This is a genomic window from Paenibacillus thalictri, from assembly GCF_004307995.1.
GTDB classification, from domain to species: domain Bacteria; phylum Bacillota; class Bacilli; order Paenibacillales; family NBRC-103111; genus Paenibacillus_AF; species Paenibacillus_AF thalictri.
Window position 1 is genome coordinate 99,099 of the sequence record NZ_SIRE01000027.1, and the last position, 20,933, is coordinate 120,031.

Annotated in this window: 5 protein-coding genes and 1 riboswitch; all 5 genes read right to left on the reverse strand. The window is 45.6% G+C overall.

Annotation, left to right across the window (positions count from 1 at the left end; all coding sequences use genetic code 11):
• Window positions 1-114: 114 nt before the first annotated feature.
• The 5 genes from EYB31_RS31230 to EYB31_RS31250 all read right to left on the reverse strand — a co-directional run bounded on the left by EYB31_RS31230 (window position 115) and on the right by EYB31_RS31250 (window position 20,682).
• The gene (locus EYB31_RS31230; protein ID WP_131017411.1) at window positions 115-9,954 is read right to left on the reverse strand and encodes a polymorphic toxin type 30 domain-containing protein; all 9,840 of its coding nucleotides are present in this window, start codon (window positions 9,952-9,954) and stop codon (window positions 115-117) included.
• Between the two features lie 41 nt (window positions 9,955-9,995).
• Window positions 9,996-10,895, reverse strand: a complete 900-nt coding sequence (locus EYB31_RS31235) for a hypothetical protein (RefSeq protein WP_131017412.1) — start codon at window positions 10,893-10,895, stop codon at window positions 9,996-9,998.
• A gap of 9 nt (window positions 10,896-10,904) precedes the next feature.
• Window positions 10,905-11,843: a hypothetical protein gene (locus tag EYB31_RS31240; RefSeq protein ID WP_131017413.1), complete on the reverse strand. Its 939-nt coding sequence runs from the start codon at window positions 11,841-11,843 to the stop codon at window positions 10,905-10,907.
• 38 nt (window positions 11,844-11,881) lie between these two features.
• The gene (locus EYB31_RS31245; protein ID WP_131017414.1) at window positions 11,882-16,228 is read right to left on the reverse strand and encodes a fibronectin type III domain-containing protein; all 4,347 of its coding nucleotides are present in this window, start codon (window positions 16,226-16,228) and stop codon (window positions 11,882-11,884) included.
• Window positions 16,229-16,434: 206 nt separating this feature from the next.
• Window positions 16,435-20,682 carry a fibronectin type III domain-containing protein gene (locus EYB31_RS31250; protein ID WP_165452708.1) on the reverse strand — a complete coding sequence of 1,416 codons (4,248 nt, stop codon included), beginning with the start codon at window positions 20,680-20,682 and terminating at the stop codon, window positions 16,435-16,437.
• A riboswitch (cyclic di-GMP riboswitch) is annotated at window positions 20,663-20,781 on the reverse strand. (Overlaps the previous gene by 20 nt.)
• Between the last annotated feature and the right edge of the window lie 152 nt (window positions 20,782-20,933).

The following is a 20,933-nucleotide window of genomic DNA, read 5'->3' on the forward strand; positions in this document are numbered from 1 at the left end:
GCCTCCTTAATTAATCGTTGATATTAAAGTTAGTTTTGTTAACTATAGAAATGATCCCTTTAAACCTCCTCACTTTGACATGTGCATATCGATAACCAACAATATTATATTCCATTAGTTAATATAATAGGCCCCTTCCGGCAGCACAGTATTATTATTAACAACAACTTCCCCCACACCATTGGGAATCCAAGCAACTCTTGAATCATTGTCAAACTCATAGTTTCCTGTCACAGTATGTCCCCGCACATCGGTATGCACAAAACCATCGTTAGTATAGTACGCATTTGGAGCGAGCCTCCTCTCAATCGAATCAGAAATAAATATTCCCTTATCTCCAGAAATGATCTGGCTAATGTAAAAGTTTATTGTATTACTCGAAGAACTTGGCCCTTCAATACTTGGTGTGATAGATGGTGCGGTGATAGGGATATGAACGTCATTTATCAACTTTTCATCGTAGAAAGGACTATCTGGACTGAAGATTCCTCTCGGATGGAAGACTCCGTCAGCATCCATGCTCTTTTTTCCTTTTAAAACCCTTACTATCCAATCTTCCGCAGAATTTGACCCAGCCGGTGCACTTGCATCAGGCCCATGAACTCTCACTGTCCATTTTTCTCCATCCTGATCCCATTTATATTCGAATCCTTCCTGTGCCCCTCCCTCAATTGGAGTTAAAATCCTTCCTTTTGCATTTGAGGGTATCCTTGAAAGAATATCCTCAATAGTGGTTCCTTTAAGACCAGTAAAATCTCCTACTTTACCGCTTCCAAGTAGATTCGAACTCACTTTTAGACCAGTAAGATATATTATTAACTCCTCTTGGGTAATTGGAAATGTTTCTACTTCCATTCCTCTGATAGTTGTCGGAAATCTCGTTATAACCGGCTTATCCTGTAATATCGGGAAACTATCTATGTCGGGTTCTTGCATTTCATCTAGAGGAAAGATTTCAATCCCCAATTCAGGTTGAATTATAGGAAATTCGTTTACTAACGATCCCAAATCCTTTTCTATTTGATTAGATAAAAATAATATTTGTCCTTCCCTTATTTTATTAACGTCTTGAATATTGTTTAATCTTGCAATTTGGTCAATGGAAACACCGGTCGCATTTGATATCCTTGTTAGATTATCTCCAGATTTAACAGTATAAGTGTTATCATCATTTAATGTAAAATCCCTATTAACAAATGAAGGAGACGCAGTATCTATTGGAGCTACTGTTAGTGTAGGTTCAATAGCTGGGGCTTCTGGTACATTTATATGCAGAGGCTGAACCAAGGGTCCAATCAGTGGCGGTGATATTGTTGGTCCAACAAATTGTGTATTCTCCAGATTATTTGCCCTAATTCTATCAATATCCTCCTGGGACTCTCCCGCAGGGGTTGGATTTGCAGTTAACCCACCAACAAATACACCAGTTACCATGCCCCATAATCCAGCTCGTGAAGCAGATGCCGCTGTTTCGAATACATCAGTAATATAAGATCCAATTGAAACTGTTATAGAATGTCCGGTTGGATCAAGATATTTCAATGGATCATTATGCGCATAAGTATACCTGTTTAAGCTAAGCGGGCTCGTATCCTCACCCCAATAACTATCTTCCGATATAAACCTCCCCGTATACGGGTTATAGTAGCGCGCTCTGAGATAATACAGTCCCGTTTCCTCGTCCAGAAACTCTCCGGCATACCGGATGGCGTTCCCATTCTGCTCGATCGTCAATGTCGGGTTACCGAAAATATCATAGTCGTATTGGTTTTCCACAACGCCTGCTTCATTTACCGTCTGAACGACATCTCCATGACTGTTGTACAGGTAATACGACAGCTTGTCTGACTGATCGATGCGAGCAATGTAGTTGATTCCTCTAATGTACCTTGTCGCCACCTGATCGGTTGCATCGGTTTCCAGAATAACGTACTGACGGTCGTACAAATAATTCGTCACTTTTTCCGCATAGCCGTCCTTCGAGCTACGAACCGTTTTGCGGGTGCGGAGGTCGTCGCCGTTATAAATATAGTCGACGGTTACCCGCTCCCCGGCTTTCACCTTCTCCATCTGCTTCAACCGGTTGAAACCGTCAAACGTACTGCTTACTTTTTCCAGCAGCGTACTCAGTTCGTCCGCCACTTCGTCGCCGTACAGGTTGCCTCCGGTTGTTTGCCTCATGCTCTTCGTATGCGGACGCAAATAGCTGACCTTCTGGCGTATTTCATTGCCATTCTCATCGTAAAGGTAACCGGTCGTCTTTTCCAACACTTTCTTGCCGGCATCCAGCATCGTTTCTGTAAGCTGAAGCAGTTCGTTCGCCGCGGAATATACATACTCGCTTTTCTTCACCATGTACTGTACTTCCGCTTGGGTGCCGGGGTCGTTGTAGCCGCTCGGCTGCGTGGACGTATAGGTCTCCTGCTGAGACTGACGGTTACCGGCACGGTCGTAGCCGTATACGGTCGTCTTGCCAGGCGCCTCCACCTTCTCAATCCGCCCTGCGGCATCATAGCTGTAATTGGTTATCCCAAAGCTGTCCGTCCTCGTTGCTTGACGTCCCGCATCGTCATACGTATAGCTGTATTTGGAAATTTGGCTGCCGTCCGGCCCTTTATTGGCAAGCGATATCAATCTGTTAGTTCTGTCAAAAACATACTCCTCTCGCACACCGCCCTGATACTCAATCGACGTCCGATTGCCGTTCTCATCGTAGCTGTAAGAAGTTGTTTTGCCGTTAAAAGCAACATGCTCCATCCGGCTCGATTTATCGTAACCGTAGGTCGTCATAAAGCCCTTCGCATCAGTTACAGTCTCGATGTTGCCGATCTCGTCGTAGGTGTACGCTAGCTGCATCACGCCGTCTTTTTCAATGCGCTTCAATTGATTGCGGCTGTCGTAGGTAAAGCTGCTTATGCCGCTGTCGTCCTTCATTGAGATCCGATTACCCGCTTCGTCGTACGCATACATAATCCGGTCGCCGGTTTCCGCTACCGATTTCTCAACGAGGAAGTTACGGTTATCGTACTGGTACTTTGTATGGTTGCCAAGCCGGTCAATCATAACGGTTACGTTCGCCGAAAGGTCGTGCTGATAACGGATCGAACTGTTTGCGGCATTCGTCGTTTCTCGCAGCAAACCGAATGCGCCGTAGCTATATTTCGTTGCTTTTCCTCGGCCATCAATCATATATAGCTTATTGCCTGCTTTGTCATAGTCGTATGCCGTGGCAACACCAAGCGGATCAGTCATCTTGACCAGTCGGCCTGCCGGATCATACTCATACGAGGTGGAGTGACCCAATGCGTCCGTTTCCTTAACCTTCTGTCCTGCCGCATTGTACCGGTATGCCTGTGTAAGCAACTCCGGCTCGTTACGCGCGGCCAGTTCCGGATCGATCATTTTCACCAGACGGTTGGCTAGATCATACTCGTACAGCGAACCGTATCGTTCTTCATCGATACCACCCGACAAATATCCTTTGGCATCGATTTTCTTGATGACATTACCATTCGCATCATACATATTGCGCTGAATGACAACATTGTAGGCGTCGGTTACAGTAACAAGTCGATTCAGCTTGTCGTAGCTGTAACTCACGCTATTTTGCTGAGCATTCGTTACGATGGTTCTGTTTCCAGCAAGATCGTACTGGTAAGCCAACGTATGCTGCTCCGGATCTGTGACCGTTTGCAAATGGTTCATGTTGTCGTATGAATAGCTGGTTTCGAAGTTTCGTTCATTGCGTTCAGCGATTTTGTTTCCTGCCTCGTCGTAATTATACTGTGTAGACAGATCGGCTCCGTTCACCTTGCGAATCGTTTGCTTAACTCGATTCAAGGCGTCGTACGTATAACGCACCGTAAAAGCTTCCCTATCTTCTGAACTTGACACGGCAAATGCGCGCGGTTCGATTTCTTTCACCCGATTGCCCACCGAATCGTACTCGTAGCCGGTGATTACTCGAAGCTTGTCCGGATATTCGTCATCCTTCAGTTCGGGAACGTTATACCCGGCCTCGCTATCGAAATCGTCCGAATCGACCAGTTGAATACGCTGCGTCACCCTGTTCATGCTGTCATACGTAAATTTCGTAAAGTCGTATTGATCTCCGTCACGCAGCTTTTCAGTCTTGATGATGTTGCCGTTCCGATCATAACGATTTCTGGCAAATGCCCCGCTGTTATCCGCAACAGTAGCAACTGCGTTATTATCGTAATACGTATAGATTGTTTCCCGATAAAATGCCTCATCCTTGGAATCCGAGATGCTTTTCTTGATCATATTGCCCATAGGGTCATATGTATACGCTTCTACGGCATACACCACATTCCCGCTCTTATCCAAATCAAGCTGCGTTCGCTTCTCGGTCACTTTTCGATTGGCGTCATATTTGAATAATGTAATACTTCCCCGTTTATCCTTCGATGCTGTCATATTGCCAACCAGATCGTACTTATCCTCTGTCACCTGCCCGTAAGGATCTGTCGTCGTCTTCATTTGGCCGAACGCATTGTAGCTATATGAATTCGTATTGTTTAGCTGGTTTGTCTCTGAAATTTTGCGTCCCTGCTTATCATACGTATAAGCGATTGTTCCTCCATCAGCAAATGTTGCTTTCTCCAATGTGCCGTTAGGATTATAATCATACCTTGTCGTATTATTCCTTGCATCTGTATGTACCGTCACGTTCCCTAGCACATCATATTGATACGACGTGCTGTACTCCATTGCGTCGACAGATCTCACAACATAGCCTAAGCCATCGTATGCATAAACCGTTCCCAAGGAAGAGGAAATATCCCCCATAAACTGTATACCCGATACGACTTTTACCGCTTGCCCCCGGGCATTATATGCGATGTACTCGATACCTCGGCCATCCGGCGCAATAGTTGTCGTCCTTCTGTTTCTGGCATCATAAACATAGACCATGCCTGCCATTGTTTCGAGCAGGGTAGGAATGTCCTTTAGCGGGTCATAATCATTCGGGGCAATCTGTTTTATGAGATTGCCTGCTGCATCATACAAGTACCTCGTGACCGCAGTCAAAGTTCCATCAATCGGCGTAATTTTGCGGATCAGCAGGTTCACTGCATCGTATTCGTACCAGGTTGAAACTCCTCTTGCATTCACTTCTTCGATCAGATTGCCAGCTAAATCGTAACGATAAGCCATTGCTGCGCCAAGAGGATCCTTCTTTTTCTTAGGTCGTTTATCGTAATCGTACTCGTATATAGTTGCCTGTCCTTTGGCGTCTTTTTTACTCTTCACCTTGCCGTTCTTGTAATAATCGTAGCTCGTTGTCGATAAGACCCTGTCATAATATTCATTATCGAACTTCGCCGCGGCTAGCTGATCCGAGCTTAAGTCTGAAGTAGGAACGAGCAAAGCCTCTTGCATAACCCGGTTCCGACTATCATACACATACCTCCGTACATCGTAATTGCCATCCTCAACCTTCTGCAGCTTTGTAATTATGTTCCCTGCACGGTCGTACTCTTGAATCGCTTCCCGGCCAAAAGGACCGGAGGTTGTCTTAAGTCGTCCAGCCTTATCATATGAATACTCTACAAGATCACCGGCAGACGTTTCTACCGTATCCGCTTCCGATCCAGACTCTTGTCGCAGGAATGTCTCGCTGTTGATTAAATGGTTCAATTCGTCAAATTGCTTCCGTGAAACCTTATAGAAACGGTTTACACCGTCCGTCCGGATATATTCCTTCTTCGTAATCGAATTTCCGGAAGGATCGTATTCCTGTAGCGTCCGATTACCTACCTCATCAAAGCTCTCTATTTGATCTCCTTTAGCGGAATAGGCAAACTGCACAGAAGTTCCGTCAGGATAGTCGATCCGATACGGCTTGTCGAAGATCGTCAGGAATGTCGTCGTTACACGTCCCGCCCGATCTGTTTTCGCCCCCATGGCCTTGCCGCTAAGATCGTAATCGTAACGCTCCGCAATGCCGTCCGGATACGTCTTCTCTTTCGGCAGGCCGTTCAAATAGTATGCAATCTTCGTTTCTCTACCGAGTCCATCCGTCTCCGAAATGACGTTGCCGGAGCCGTCGTAAACGAATCTCTTCGTAAAGTACGCCGATCCGCTACTCGCATTAAGCGAAAATGTTTGGGCGGAAATAACCTTGGTCTGTTTATCATTCATATCGTACTCATAGACGGTCCCGATCGAGCTGCCGGGCTGAGCCGCATTATACCCTTCGCCATCCGCTTCCTTAACCAGATTGCCTCTAGCATCGTATTCCCGATAAGCCAAGACTTCACGGCTGGTCCCGTCGAAAGCCACAGCCTTTACTAACCTGTTTAGAGGGTCATACTCGTATTCAATGCCAGGCGCCTTATCGTCAGCTATATTGGCATAACGGGAATCGATTTCTTTGATGCGATTGCCAACCTCGTTATATATAATTCTGGATGTATTGCCCAACGGATCAATTGTTTTCACCACTCTGCCAAGCCCGTCATATTCGTAGGAGGTAACGTTTTCTGCTCCCAATACAGTTATCGTTTCCGACAGATTGTTGCCTTTCTTATCGTTACGATAGGTGGTTATCTTGATGCCACCGCCGTTTCCGTACGGCTCCGTTTTGGCAACCAGCTTATTGCGGTAGTCGTAAGCATATTGTGTCGTATCGTAGCCGCTGCCGTTAAAAATCTGCGCCAGCACCGTATTGCCGGCGTAGTCCTGCTCGTATTTTCGCAGATAGGAGCCGTGCTCCGTGTAATCGCCGTTTCCGTCCGACTCCCGGTAAGCCCCGCTTTCTTCCTTCAGCCGTCCGGCGAAGTCGTAATGGTACGAAAATAAACGGAACGCTGTCTCGGCGGCGTCGGCATATTGCTTCATCTGCGTCTTGTTGCCGTTGTTATCGTAGCTGTAACTAATATGGCCCGTTCTTGCGTCGTCGATTTTACGAAATTCGTCCGTCAGCTTGTTTACCGCATTATACGCGGAAGATATATCGGACGATACCGTATCCACTCCGTCCGTGAACTGCCCCTGCTTTGTTCTTATGGCGTTGCCATTCAAGTCATAAGCGTATGCCGTGTACAGATAGTTCGGAGAGCCGTCCCGGTATAGCTTTTTCATCGTCATTCTTCCAAGTGCATCAAACAATGATTCGGTTACTTTGCTGCCGGGAACTTTCTGAACCGCAATCTTCCCTAACGCATTGTAAGCATAGGACGTTTCGTTGCCGAGTGCATCCCGCTTCACGGTCATGCGTCCTAGGCTATCGTACTCGTAGCCGGTCGTATAATTTCGCGCATTGGTTTCGCTCAGCTTGTTGCCCGTATAGTCATAAGTATAGGTTACCGCATCCATTCGGACGCGGTCCGGGGTAACTTCGGCCTTCAGTACCTTGCCTGCGATATCCGAATACAACTTCTGCACATAGCCTTCTTCATCGGTGATCGTTACAATGATCGGCATCTCGGTATCCCCGCTAAAGTTGTAGGCGATGGTTACGGCCCCCTTATCCACCGTGTCCTGCTCCATATACGTCTTTCTCGTTAAACGGTAGTTGCTGTCATAGTCGAGCAGAACACTATGTCCGTTCGCATCCGTTTCTTTCGTTTTGTTTCCTTTCGAATCGTATTCAACTTTTTTCAGCACATGCCATGCCCCGTTGTCGAACACGCTTGCTTGGACTAGAGCGCCCAGAATATCATATTCGTTGAGAAATGGCGTCTGCTCCGGGTCAGTATATTGAATTTTCATATTGGCAAAACGGTTCTCTTCGTAGCTGTATGCTTTGACACTGTTATCCGGCATCGTTTTCTTCATCAGCCGTTGAAGTGCGTCATATTCATACATTGTCTTGTTTCCCATGGCATCGTTTTCAGCTAGAAGACTGCCGTTGTTAAAGTCGTAAGCAAGTGTTCTGGCCGATTCCTGACCGTCTACCGTGCCGTACTCTTTCGTCAAATACGCACCCTTGACATCAGTTCCATTCGCATCGATACCATATTCGTATTGGGTGATAAAAGACTGTGAGCCAGTGGATACCTCCTTACGGGTCAAGTTGCCATAACTGTCATATTCATAGTCGGTAATTATATTTCCGCCTGCAACTTTGGCATTTACCCTTGTTTCTTTCGTAATATTTCCCTTGTCATCGATAGCGTAAATAATTTGATTCCTGGTATCCGCGTCTTGCTTCCAGCTTTTTTGCGAAAGAATGTGATATTTATCGTAAGCATAGGCATATACGACGGTCCTCTCATCATCCACAGGATAGCCGGTAGCATCCCTGATCGCTTCCGGTCCGGTGTAGTTGGTTAAGTTCCCGTATTCGTCATATCGGTAATTTTCAATCTTCTTGACCGGTTCGCCTACGGGCTCTCCACCGGAAACGTTGTACATAGCGGTCTCCTGCTTTTTGACCAACTTCAATTCATCTCGTTCACTGGTGATCGTCTCTTTATGATCTGCGCCGCTCTTATCCGTCACAACCAACTGCTGCAAACCATCATACGTATACTTGATCAGGTTGCCTCGCATATCGGTCTGATCGGTATAGTACCTGTATGTATCGCGCAAATAAATTTCATTGTACCCTTGATAGCCATCCGCTCCGAAGCCATCAGCTTCACCGGTGTATTTGTAGGTTGCCTTATCTTTCGTGTCTGTCACGAACCTGTCGGTCCATACCGCCTGCGTTGCATCGAACCCCTTCTTGATCAGCTCGCTTTGCTCAAAAACCTTACGGTATTGCATACTGCCCTTATCTTCATTCAGCTTTTTGGTGTACGTATCGTACACATAACGTTTGACCCGGTTCGTCTTCACATAATCGACCTGCACCAAATTCTCATACCGGTTATATGCGGAATATTGCGTGCCATTGCTGAAGGTGAAACCAAGGTCTGGCTGCTCGTACCAGTAGTGGTACTTGGGTTGGTTATCGACATCATACACTCGCTGCAATCTTGTCCGCATAACCTGCTTAGTCATTGAATCGACGAGAGTAGCCGATTTGTCGTACACCAACGCCTTATCTCCAGGAAGATGCACGATGACCTGATATTTCCCATCCAAATCTCCTGAATCCTTGGCATTTGGCCCCTGCGAGGCTTTATGACTATCGCTCGGATCCATCGGCAAGCTGCCTGCCGCTCCTACCCTATACTGATAGTCCTCTTTATATTCAAAGGTGATTACGCGCCCTACAGTGTCGGTAATTTGTGAGATGAGTCTTTTATTCCGAAACAAATCCTTCACATCGGCATATTCGAACTTGATCGTATTTCCGTATCGATCCACGATACCAAGCACACGCCCATCCTCGGCAAAATACGTTTTCTTCCCATCGTTACGGGTTACAACGAACTTGGAGGTCCCGTCCTCCTGTCCATTGCTGAAATCCGAGGATTCCGTAATGATGGTATCTTTGACGGTTTGGCCTTCCACGTTATAAAAGAATTTGCCGCCTTCTTCCTTCTTCTTTAACCGGTACACATCACCGCTGTCCGTGTGTAAAAAGATGTGGCTTGTGCCGTCCAAATTTTTTCGAACTTCCATTGCAGGAAAAGAAAACCTCATACCGACCCCTAGATTATATCGGTCTTCATAAAAAGTGGATGTCGACCAATCCGAAGATGCAACATCCACCCAAGCTCCATTTACATACTTCACTTTCATTTCTTGGATGTTGGATATCCCGCTTTTGTAAATGCGACGGATTTCCAGATCCATTCCACGCCTTCCCGGCAATACATAATCGGTTTGATTTAAAACAAGCTCGCCGCTCTGAGGATTGATACGCTCCTCCGTCGTATTGTTTTTTAAATAAACAGGAGACAGTAGCGTATTGTACTGATCTTTCGGGCCGATCAGGTTGTTCAACTGCTCCTCTACCGTTTCAGCCCACACCATCTGTGTCGGAATTGTCAGAAACAGCAAGACAAACACCCATACTTTATATAATTGATTCAAAAAATGACACCTCCAGCATATATCACCAACATAGTTCCGGTTTATTCATATTTGCTTTGATAGCTTTCAGCCAAAATAGCCTCTTGACTGGAGCCGCCGTTCAGCTTCTGAATGACATTTTCAGGCTGCTCCCCGGTTTTAAACGCCAGTACAAACGCTGCAGCCACCTGATCCTCGATCATATTGCCCGCCTGCATCCAATAATTGAGCTGCTCCGCCGTTAATGGTACGCGTGGCAGTGCGGCAGCGCTATTAATGATGTTCCTATCGGCTTTAATATCCTTCCAGCTGCCGCCCGATTTTCTCGATGCGATAAGTTGCTTAACAGCCTCTCCCGTTTCAAAGGAAATGCGGTCGGCTATCATCAGGTCATCGGAGGTAAGCCCGGATTTCGTAAGCAACGTTTCCAGTTCGTCTGAATCAAATGCACGTGGAACGAACGAGGCGTGGGTGTCGTGATAACTCTTAAATACCGCTGCCCACGACTTCCCTGCTTGCTTGTCCTTAAGAAGCAACTCCATTTGTTGTATCTGAGCATATTCATCGTTCAGAAATTCCAAGGCGATTAACAAATCGGGAAGTCTATAGCCCGCAAGGATAAGCTGCTCTATTTCATCTTGAACTTTTTGATGTGCGTCAATCTTGGCAAGCAAGTTTTTGTAATCCGATACACTTTGATCGAAACGAGCCGGACTCTCTTCTCTGATTTTATCCAATACAGCTTGCGAAATTTGAACTTCTCTCACGGCGGCAGCTTCTTGCTGATTGCCGGAGGAAATCGGTGCTGCCGGTTGCTCTGCATTTATTACAGACGATGGTCCGCTTTCCGCTTCCGCCATTCGATATGCGGTCAGTCCCATTTGAAGTGTTGTGCCTATAAAGACGATAGCAACTACCGTTCTGGCTATCCTTTTCATTATTTTTTTTAATTGTTTCAACATCGTTCGCTCCTAATCTTTTTTATTTGGATTGATGCTGTCGATTTCTTTGCGCACTGCATCTCCAGGATTTTGAGGTCGTACGTCTTTGACTACAGGAATCGGAACGTCCGGGATCGGACTTTTTAAGTCCGCTTCCTTTCCCGATTTGTTCGACGGCATTGTTGAGAAGAACTCTTCTTTAGTGGCGTTATTTGAAGTTTTCATCTTTTCCAGTAAATCTTGTTCTAGAACGGATAGAGTGACGATGCTTTCTTTAAAAACACCTAGCTTCTTTTCTTCTTTATCACGCTGATATTGCTGCTTATCTTTTGAATAATCCTCCAAATCGAGGTCCAACTGCAACGATAGCAAGTACTCGTCCATTACTGCCTCGATATCTCCATAATCCTTCTTTAACTTAAGCATGAAGGTGACGACTAACTTTACACTGAATTGCTCAGCAATTTTCCGGTATACGTTTTTTCTGTCATCATCTTTTTTAGTAAGAGAAGCCTCTACATGAGGCTTCTCTATTTGTTGCAGCGGGGACTCTGCGGTCATTTCTTTAATTTGAAACTGTACACGCTCAGCCAGCAACTTGGATTCAGTGATCTCCTGATTACTATAACCTTGAGCCGTTAACTGCTTGACGTCCTCTTCCTCCAACCCCGACTCCGTTAATACCTGATTTCTTCTCTCCTTCTCCGCCAAATTGCCGGTTTTGTCAAAAGTTTTTAGTATTTGAATAACTTCATTCCATGTTTTACCTGTCTTTTTAATCTCCATAATTTTCGAGATAGAGACACCTGTCATATTGGATATATCCGCCGCTATTTTGCGCTCATCGCCTCCATCGGCGTTAGCATACGCTTCTGGCGTTTTTGCCTTGCCAAACGGATAAAAGGCAGCCAATTCGACGATCAACGCGATCCCTAGAAGCACCGCCATATATTTCTGATACTTTTTCAAAAAGAGACTCATTGTCGGCTCTTCTCCCCCTCGATCACTTACTCTACCGTTACATCGATAGCGGTTTCTCCATCAATCTTCGATTTGAACAGGAGGGAGCTAACGTCCCCTGACCACGAAGTGCCTGGTACAATATTTTGCTGCACCTTAAATTTGATTCTCCCCGGTGTATAGACAGCCTCCAAATTAGACCCGGGGATTTTTCCAGTGCCGGTATCTTGTTTTGGCGTATACGCGTATAAATCAATAACTTCAAGCTCATCAGGATTATATGCAACGACAAAATTCAATTCGCTGAAATCCTGCACATTGGAAGCAAGCAGCGACAAATCAAACGTTTGGCCGTTTGTCGCCTTCACTTTGTACGTCGGACTGGTTGTACTTTTGACAAGCGCTGCGCTCCAAGCTGTCACACTGGTTACATTTTTGGCCCGTACCCTATAAGTATGAGAAGTCCCCGGAGCCAGTGGAATATGGATATAACCTGTATCGCGCCCAAGTTCAAGCGTATTTCCGTCAATCTCAAGGTCGTAACCGTCGGCTCCCTCAATTTTTTGCCAACGAAGCTCGATGCTGTTGTTGGTAGCGGTGGCTTCTATTCCTGTGGGAGCATCTGGCGGATCCGGCAAAGTAGCCAATGATAAGATGGCAACCCAATCGCCCGTTTGATCCTGATTTTTAGGCCTAATTTTATACGTATGAAATTCGTTCGCTTTCAGATCCGAATGCTGGTAGATCGTATTCTTGCCGTTATCGCGCAATTCTCCGTCAACTTCGATTTCATACCCTGCCTGCATAGCCACAGTATCCCAAGAAAGCGTAATATACCGATTTGTCACTACAGCCACAACGTTAGTAAGCGCCTTATTTTCCGCACTTCCTTTAGGCAAAGCAGCCATCTGAATAGGAGCGCTCCATCCGCTGTCTCCACTAATGTTCTTGGCCCGTACCCGATAAGTATGCTTGCTATCGGGCTGCAAACCACTATGGACAAACTGAATGTCAGGGATATTGGCAATTTCCGTACCATCAATTTCAACGTCGTAGCTGTCTGCATGTGGAACTTTATACCACATGACTGATACGGACGTTTCATCCGCTGTAGCCATTAAGCTAGAAGGGATATCCGGTTTCTCCGGATGTGTCGTAATATTCAAAGGCTCGCTCCAGGGACTTTTCCCGCCTGCGTTTTTCGCTCTAACACGGTAGGTATGTCCTGTCAGTGCATCCAGGCCCTCATGAATGTATTGCGTGACATTACCCAAATCGACAATCAGACCGTCGGTCTCAATCTCATATGCCGTTGCGCCTTCTGCCGCCTCCCACGTAATCGTTACATTATGAATTAGAGGTTGCGCCCTTACGTGTTCCGGCATATTGGGCGGGTAAGGAAGCGTCTTCTGAACATGCGGATCGCTCCAGGGACTACTGCCGCCGATATTTTTGGCTCGAACCCGGTAACTATGGTTGGTTAACGGCTGAAGCCCGCTGTGAATGTAGGACGTCTGATTTCCAATATCCGCAATATTTCCATCGGCTTCTACTTCATATCCCGTTGCCCGAACTACAGAGTCCCAGGATACGGTAACCTCTGTCTGCGTGGAGTCAGTATTCACATTTGCAGGTGTTGGCGGCGGGTCTGGCCATGTATACGCTGTGACAATTCCGCTCCATGCTCCTGTTCCCCCAATATTTTTAGCTCGAACCCGGTAACTATGTTGGGTGTTCGGCAATAATCCGTTGTGCACAAAACTGGCAGATGTTCCATTATCCCAAACAACCCCATCCGCTTCGACGTCATAAGCAGTTATCCCCGTTTCGGGGTTCCAACTCAATTGAATGAATCTTTGCGACACGTTCGCCGTAATACCTGCCGGTGCACCGGGCAAAGTCGTAAATTGAACCGGAGAACTCCACGATGTTTCCGCACCTGCAGTATTTTGTGCCTTTGCTTGCACACTGTAGGCTGTATTTGCAACCAGTCCGGAAACACTTATGATTTTACTGGCCGAAGCCGAAATCCAAACCGGTGTCGTTGTTAATGTCCCTGACTGATTAACATACTGTCCGCTCACTAATACCTGATATTTTGTTTGCGAGGGGTTTGCATCGGCAAACGTAAGCTCCAGTGAGGTTTCCGCCGTTCGATTTAGCGATACGGCTGGCAACTGCGCCCCAGTGTATACCGTTTCTTCGCGAGCCGAAATCTGCCCTAGCTTATCCCGCGTTTCTAGTTTGACGTAATACCCGGTATCCGGACTTAAGCCTCCCTTTACATAAGTATTGCTCGGTGACCATCCGCTTACCTCGGAGCCTACCGTATACCGATAAGGATTGGAGTCAAGACCGGACAGAGCGTCTGTGGCCGTACCCGATATCTGAATGGATGAATCGGAAGTCACAACGTTATAGCTATCCAATTGTGGTGGGGACTTGTCAATGAGAATGTTGACTGACTTTTCCACGGGTTGACTGCCTCCGTTTACGATAACCTTTATCGTATGCCATCCTTCTGATAATTCATTGATATAAAGTCCGTTAAAACTCACTACTTGAGAAGTTGCTGTATTTGAAACTGATTTTGTGTCTCTCGGGGACGGTTCACCATCCATATAATAATTCAAGCTCAACGTATTATTATTAGTATCACTAACTCTTGCTGTAGGAACCAAAGTTACTCCCGCCCCAAGCATTTGATTAGACACCGGTGATACGATTTCCAATTCAGGCGGCGATGGAGCTTGATATGCCACATACCGGTCTCCCCCGTAGATTCCAATGCCAATCCCATCCTTAACGGGGGGAAAATATTGTGTTTGTTCGAATACCGGACCACTAGCGGTCTTCTTCTTAATAATTCTTCCGTCATTCTGTAGCGTGTAAAAGTCCGCGGAATCAATTGTTATTGCTTTAGCTGTCGTTGTGTTAGGAAACGAGCCGCTCACATCAGTGAATGGCCCTCCACTTGGGCCTGCCGTAACAACACCGTTGCGATAGAGCACATAGTGATACCCCCCGTTTGAAGCAATGGAAATGGCATCAGTTAATGGCGGGAACCAAGCCGTTACGTCTTCTATTTCGGATGTAGGGCTAACTTTCGATTTAACCGTTCCATCCTTGTAGAGAACGAAATATCGTCCTCCCCCTATGCTGATCGACTGCGCATTCGTTACGGGAGGAAAATAGCTACTCTTATCCTTAATAGAGCCGTTTGTATAATCTTTCGCCAACACTAACCCGCTTGGCATAGAAGGTGCGGCCGAAGTCCAAGTAACGTATCTCTGATCCGACTCTCCCCCGGCATTTGTAACGGTGACTCCATATATGCTTCCCGGAGTGTTATCTGTAAAGCTCTTGGAAGTCGTACTTCCAATGAATATTCCGTTTCTATAAATGTTGTATCCTTCTGCGTTATAGCCCGGTGCCCAAGATAAGGTAACTGCCCCCCCATTAGCGGTTCCTGATACCTTAAGCGGAGGAATCGGACGTAACAACCAGGTGTAATAATAATAATCATATCCGCATGGACCAGGAACGTGACCGGTATAATTGGTACAATTGGATGCTCCTGACGAAGTTATCCTGATCCAACTTCGATTAGAGTTTCTTCCTATTCCTGAGGTTTCCGTATTTCTCCCGGGGGTTTGTTTCCCCGTATTCCAGTTTTTGGTTTGTGGTGTCCAGTATCGAGTTACATAACTAGGCAAACCGAGGAGACTAGACGTATACCGATCTGGGGTGTCCATTAAGTAGTCTCCGTAGTAATCAATGGCTTTGTACCTGTTATTTGTGGAAGGAAGCAGTGTCATCCTGGTATCTCGAAGCTCGTAAAGCATTTTCACCTCGCCAATGCAAGTATATCTAGGGTTTGGGGTAAATTTAAGAGCCATCATTAACCTATTACCGCTTCTTGGCACTAGCATTTCAACCTCAGGTTGAAAATAACAAGAAGTATTATAGGGATATCCATACTCATCCATTGGATACGAACCTAGAAGCGTCTCTGTGACGGCATCGTACAAATTTACAACCTTTGCCCCCAGATCGGCGACAGCAAGTCGATTATTGTATGAAATATCCCCTGTATTGGCCCCGTTCAAACTCATTAGAGCTAGATTCGCAGGATCGGCTGTAGTACCACGGTAAGTACGATACGCATATACTTCATTGTCATAACCACCTTGGCAACCATCATCATATGAGGTATGGCAAGGATTGTAGGTTCCCCCATAATAATATCCGGTAGTTACATAAATAAAACGATCCGTGACATTGACTCTAACCATGCTTTCAAGGCGCCCGGAAAAGCTTGGCGTAATTGCCGCTGAATTTTTAAATAATTGGTAACTGTTAAACCAAAAAACATTGCCGTCTTCATCAAACATCGTTCCGTTATCCGTGTCCCCCCAATTCCACGTTTCGGGACCGGGGTCAGACTGAAAAAAGTAATTATAAGGTCCCGCACTGTTCGTAGGCCCAGTCCAATCTGCGAATGCCGTCGCCGTCGAGACAAGCAAGGAGAGAATTTCGATTAATACTAATATAGTTAGTTTGATTGACCTTTTACCCTTCAAGCCTTTCACCTCAGCAACTACTTAATCGTATACGTTAATTGGGTGTATTTATTGTCTTTTGCCAAGAATCGGATACCGTTAATAACTGTCTTCCCCGCATCTTGAACGAGAAGAACAATTTTACCCTGTTTAAAGGAGCTCACGGTTATAGGTGTCCCCTGAATAACTCCCTCTTTCGTTTCTCTTTCTGGGGTAAGCAAGCTTAAATCCAGAACCTCCATATCCTCTGCTGCATAAGTAACCGTTATTTCGCGAACGGAAACGGCTTCTTTCCTCGGAACGACGATAATAAAGTTAAATTCGGTATCTTTTTGCAAGTTGACCGTTAGTGCCGGTACTGTGTTTTTCTGAACTTTATCTGACCATCCGCTCTGAGTACGGCTGTTCTTCGATCGGACCTTATATTCATGCATTGTATTGGGCTCAAGCCCATTATGGATATATGTAGTTCCGGAATTACTAACGACAAGACTGTCTACCTCAATATCGTAGCCGCTGGCTCCAGCAACGCTGTCCCAGGTTAAAGTAACTGAATCTACAGTTGCCTCCGCTTTAATATTTTTCGGAATATCCGGCGCAGTTACAATCGGAATGGTAGGCGTCCACCCCGAGGTTAACGTCTGACCGCTTTGTACGCTGCTCCATTCTCCGTTCCCTTGTTCGTTTCTAGCACGGATCCGGTACATGTGAGTTGAATTAACGGCCAACCCTTGGTGAACAAAGATCGTCCCTGTACTGACCTCTTGCACCATTCCGTCCGCTTCCACCTCATAACCGGTTGCCCCGACTACAGTATCCCAATTTAATGTGATTTGTGTGCTTTCTGGCACAGCTTGTATATTCCCAGGCGTTCCCATAACCGTAGACTGTGTAAGCGCTGCGCTCCATTCTCCGACTGCAGCTTCAGTTCTGGCCCTTACCCGGTAAACATGCCACGTAAAGGGAGTTAATTGATCGTGGGTATAACTTATAACATTACCGACCTCTATCAACTCTCCATCGATAAAAATGTCGTAGCTGGTGGCCCCTGGTACCGGCTCCCATGTAACTTGAATAGATGTATTTGATACATCGGTCCTTATATTTAGCGGATGCCCCAGAATGGTCTTTACCGTCGTTATTGAGCTCCATTCACCAATTCCACCTGCGCTTCGGGCACGCACCCTGTAAGTATGCTCAGAGCTTGGCAGGAGCCCTTTATGCAAGTATTCAATATTTTGACCATTATCGATGACAACTCCATCCGCCTCAACATCATATGCCACCGCCCCGGTGACCATATCCCAAGTCACTGTAACAAAATCACTGGCAGTGGAAGCGCGAACGTTATTAGGTATTCCCGCAAGGGTTATTCCTCTTACCATAGCGCTCCACTCGCCATAAACCTGGTCGTTTTTCGCGCGTACGCGATATGTATGTTCAGAATTGCGCAAAAGGCCCGAATGAGTATATTGTGGTTCTATCCCGATACTAATTACTGCTCCGTCTACCTCAAGGTCGTATCCTTGTGCCCCCTGAACTTCTTTCCACGTAATTATGATCTGGTTGTCGGAAGTAGCCAATGTTAATTGCCCAGGCACGCTTGGAAGCGTAACAACGTTGATGTACGGTCCCCAATTACTCATACCTGTGCTATTGTAAGCCCGGACTCGATACGTGTGTGTCGTATTCGTCTGCAAATTGGCATGCATATAATTCGGTGATTGTAGCCGGTCAACAATATTCCCATCGACCTCCAAAGCATATCCCTCCGCCCCTGAAACCACGTCCCAAGATAGACGGACAGATGAATCTGTAGCATTTCCTTTTAAATTGGTAGGCACTGCAACAATCGTTGACTTTACAAGGAGTTCGCTCCATTTACTGACACCGCTGCTGTTCTTGGCCCGGACACGAAATGTCTTCTGCATATTGGGATTCAAATTATTTTCTTCATATCGAGTCGCACTCCCATTGTCTATAACGGCATTATTGACTTCGATTTCATACCCTGCAGCACCCGTAACTTCATCCCATTCCAACAAAATCGTATTACTTGTAGAGGTAAGACGAATGTTGCCGGGTACATCCGGAAGCGTCCAGTAGCTTGTAACCGGAGTCCACTCTCCGATCATATCTAAGCTATTAGCCCTCATTCGATAGGAATGGATAGTGCCTGGTAGCAGCGATTCGTGAGTGTATTCGGATACGATAGCTAAGGGTATAATTTTGCCATCTATTTCGAGTTCATAGCCGCCGGCATTAAAAACAGGCTGCCATTGAAGCTTGACGCTGTTTTCAGTCGAACTGAATTGTGGCACCGGTGTCCCAAAAGGGAATAAATTAGTTTTAGGAATCATTTCACGTTGTTGAGATAGACTTTGCCAGTATACAATTGCACGAGGATTTCCCTTAGCAGAGTATTCCAGCTTGATATTGTACCGCTTGCCCGCCTCCAATAGTATAGGCTGATGATTCACTCCTGAATAATTGGCCCATTGATCTGCCCATAACTCATCATTAATCCATAACCGTACCCCACCATTAGCCGCTATATCAAATGTATAGGCCTCGGAATACCGCGGTTCGAGTTGACCTGTCCATCTGACTGAGAATTGATTATCGTTAAAACCCGCTATAGGAAGAATGGGTGCCGCCGTTAAATTAACGGTTTCATCTACTTTCGAATAATTTCCGCCTGTTAAATCCGGTTCAGTAAAATATTCCGCCTTCAAGCCATGAAGCTGATATTTTAAGAGAGTCTGTCCCTCGGATCCCGCTCCAGTCACAATCTGCGGACGTTGATTGGAGGTCATATTACCCCCGACTGCGAATAATCCTCCTGTCTTAATACTAAGATGATTGTTCACGCTAATATTGTCTCTTATAAACAAATCACCCTTTGAAACGCTTATATTGGCGGTTTGGTTATTCGACACCAACTCTCCAACTACAAGTTCCTCTACCGCTTTCATTTCAACCTTTGTATTAATATTCAACCCGTTTTTTACCGTAATCCGGCTTGCCTGCACATCCAAAAGTCCATTATTGTACGTTAAAGTATCGGCATACAGTAGATCAGCAGCATGTACGGTCGAGTCATTGTTCAGATGCACCGGACCGGTTACTAACAAGTTTCCTTGCTGCTGCTCTGCTATCTGAGGTTTAAAAGCATTAACGGTTAGCTGTGTGTTGGCATTTAAAGCGCCCTTAATAATTAAAGTTCCATATATGTCGATAGACAGCTTCTGATTCGTATTTAATCCGTCGATAATTAAGACAACTGGTTTACTGGGATTACCGAAGACAACACTCGAATCTAAATTCAAGCTTCCTGCCTTAACTACCGCAGGTATTTGATTACTAGCGGATATTTTTTGAACTAAAGCATTGAGATCGCAGTTTGAGCATCTCTCTGCACCGGCCTCATATTGGGCAATCGCTTGTTCTACTTCTTGCGATTTTTCGCTCAGGTAACGTCCAATTTCCTCATGTAGCCCTTCTATTCGGGTATAAGGCGGAGCATTATATTCATTAATGATTGTTCCCGAGATTAACATCCTCTCTCCACTAATCGTTCTTCGCTCCGGCGGAGGAGCTATTTGCGGAGTTCCCTGTGAAGGAGCATTCATCAAAGCTATAGGCATGCCGGATGACTTGGTAATTTCAACATAATTCATTGCCGTGCGTTCATCTGTTATATTTCCTTGATCTATAGTAATTCTGCCGTCAGAGACTTGAACGGATTTATGTCCGGTCATGTGTTGCCCGGCAGGTAGATATACATTGCTCCATACTGAAATATTCTCAACAAATACCGTATTTGTGCTGCCATACACCGCATCCCCAACGTTTACGGCAACATCGTATTCTCCATTTTCTACTTCTATTTCCCATCTGCCGCCTAAATGAAATCGAATAAACGAATCAAGAAGCGGATCTTGTTGATATGTATTCCTGACTACAGTGGAATCCGCATGGTTAATATTCCATCCATATTGGAGTCCATTGTGTAAACCAAATGTCTGTCCATAATCAGCGCTATATCCGGCGGGCACAGATAGATTCTGGGTCTGGAAATTGACCTTAATCACACTGGCTGGATCTGCAAATATTTTTTGCGGCTGATACAAAAAAACGCTGGAGATCATTTGAATAACTAGAATAAAGCAAAATACTTTTGACAAAATTCTTTTCAATGCATCCTCACTCACTCTCTCTCTATCAGTCTCTCGTCCTAAAATTGCACGCAAAAAAGCCAAGCTAACCGGCAACCTGGCGACCATATCGGTTACGATATCCTGGAATTGTTCCAAAATAACATAATCAATTTAGGCCCATGGCTTTGCGTCCCCGCCTTTCGGACGGGTTTGCCCTTTTCAATTTTCTTGGCTAATAGGTCATTTGAATCGTGATTGACATTTCAATTTACCTATTTTTACATTATCCAACAAATTCCTTTATTTAACAACATATGTGATAAAAATTAGTTCTTATTTCCCATTATTTTCTAAAGAAAATTTTATATAAATCATCG

What these genes read in the sequence shown, in the direction of transcription:
- EYB31_RS31235 (WP_131017412.1), bottom strand. Translation starts at nt 10,895, where the DNA reads ATGTTGAAACAATTAAAAAAAATAATGAAAAGGATAGCCAGAACGGTA.
- EYB31_RS31245 (WP_131017414.1), bottom strand. Translation starts at nt 16,228, where the DNA reads ATGTTTGATGAAGACGGCAATGTTTTTTGGTTTAACAGTTACCAATTA.
- EYB31_RS31250 (WP_165452708.1), bottom strand. Translation starts at nt 20,682, where the DNA reads ATGGTCGCCAGGTTGCCGGTTAGCTTGGCTTTTTTGCGTGCAATTTTA.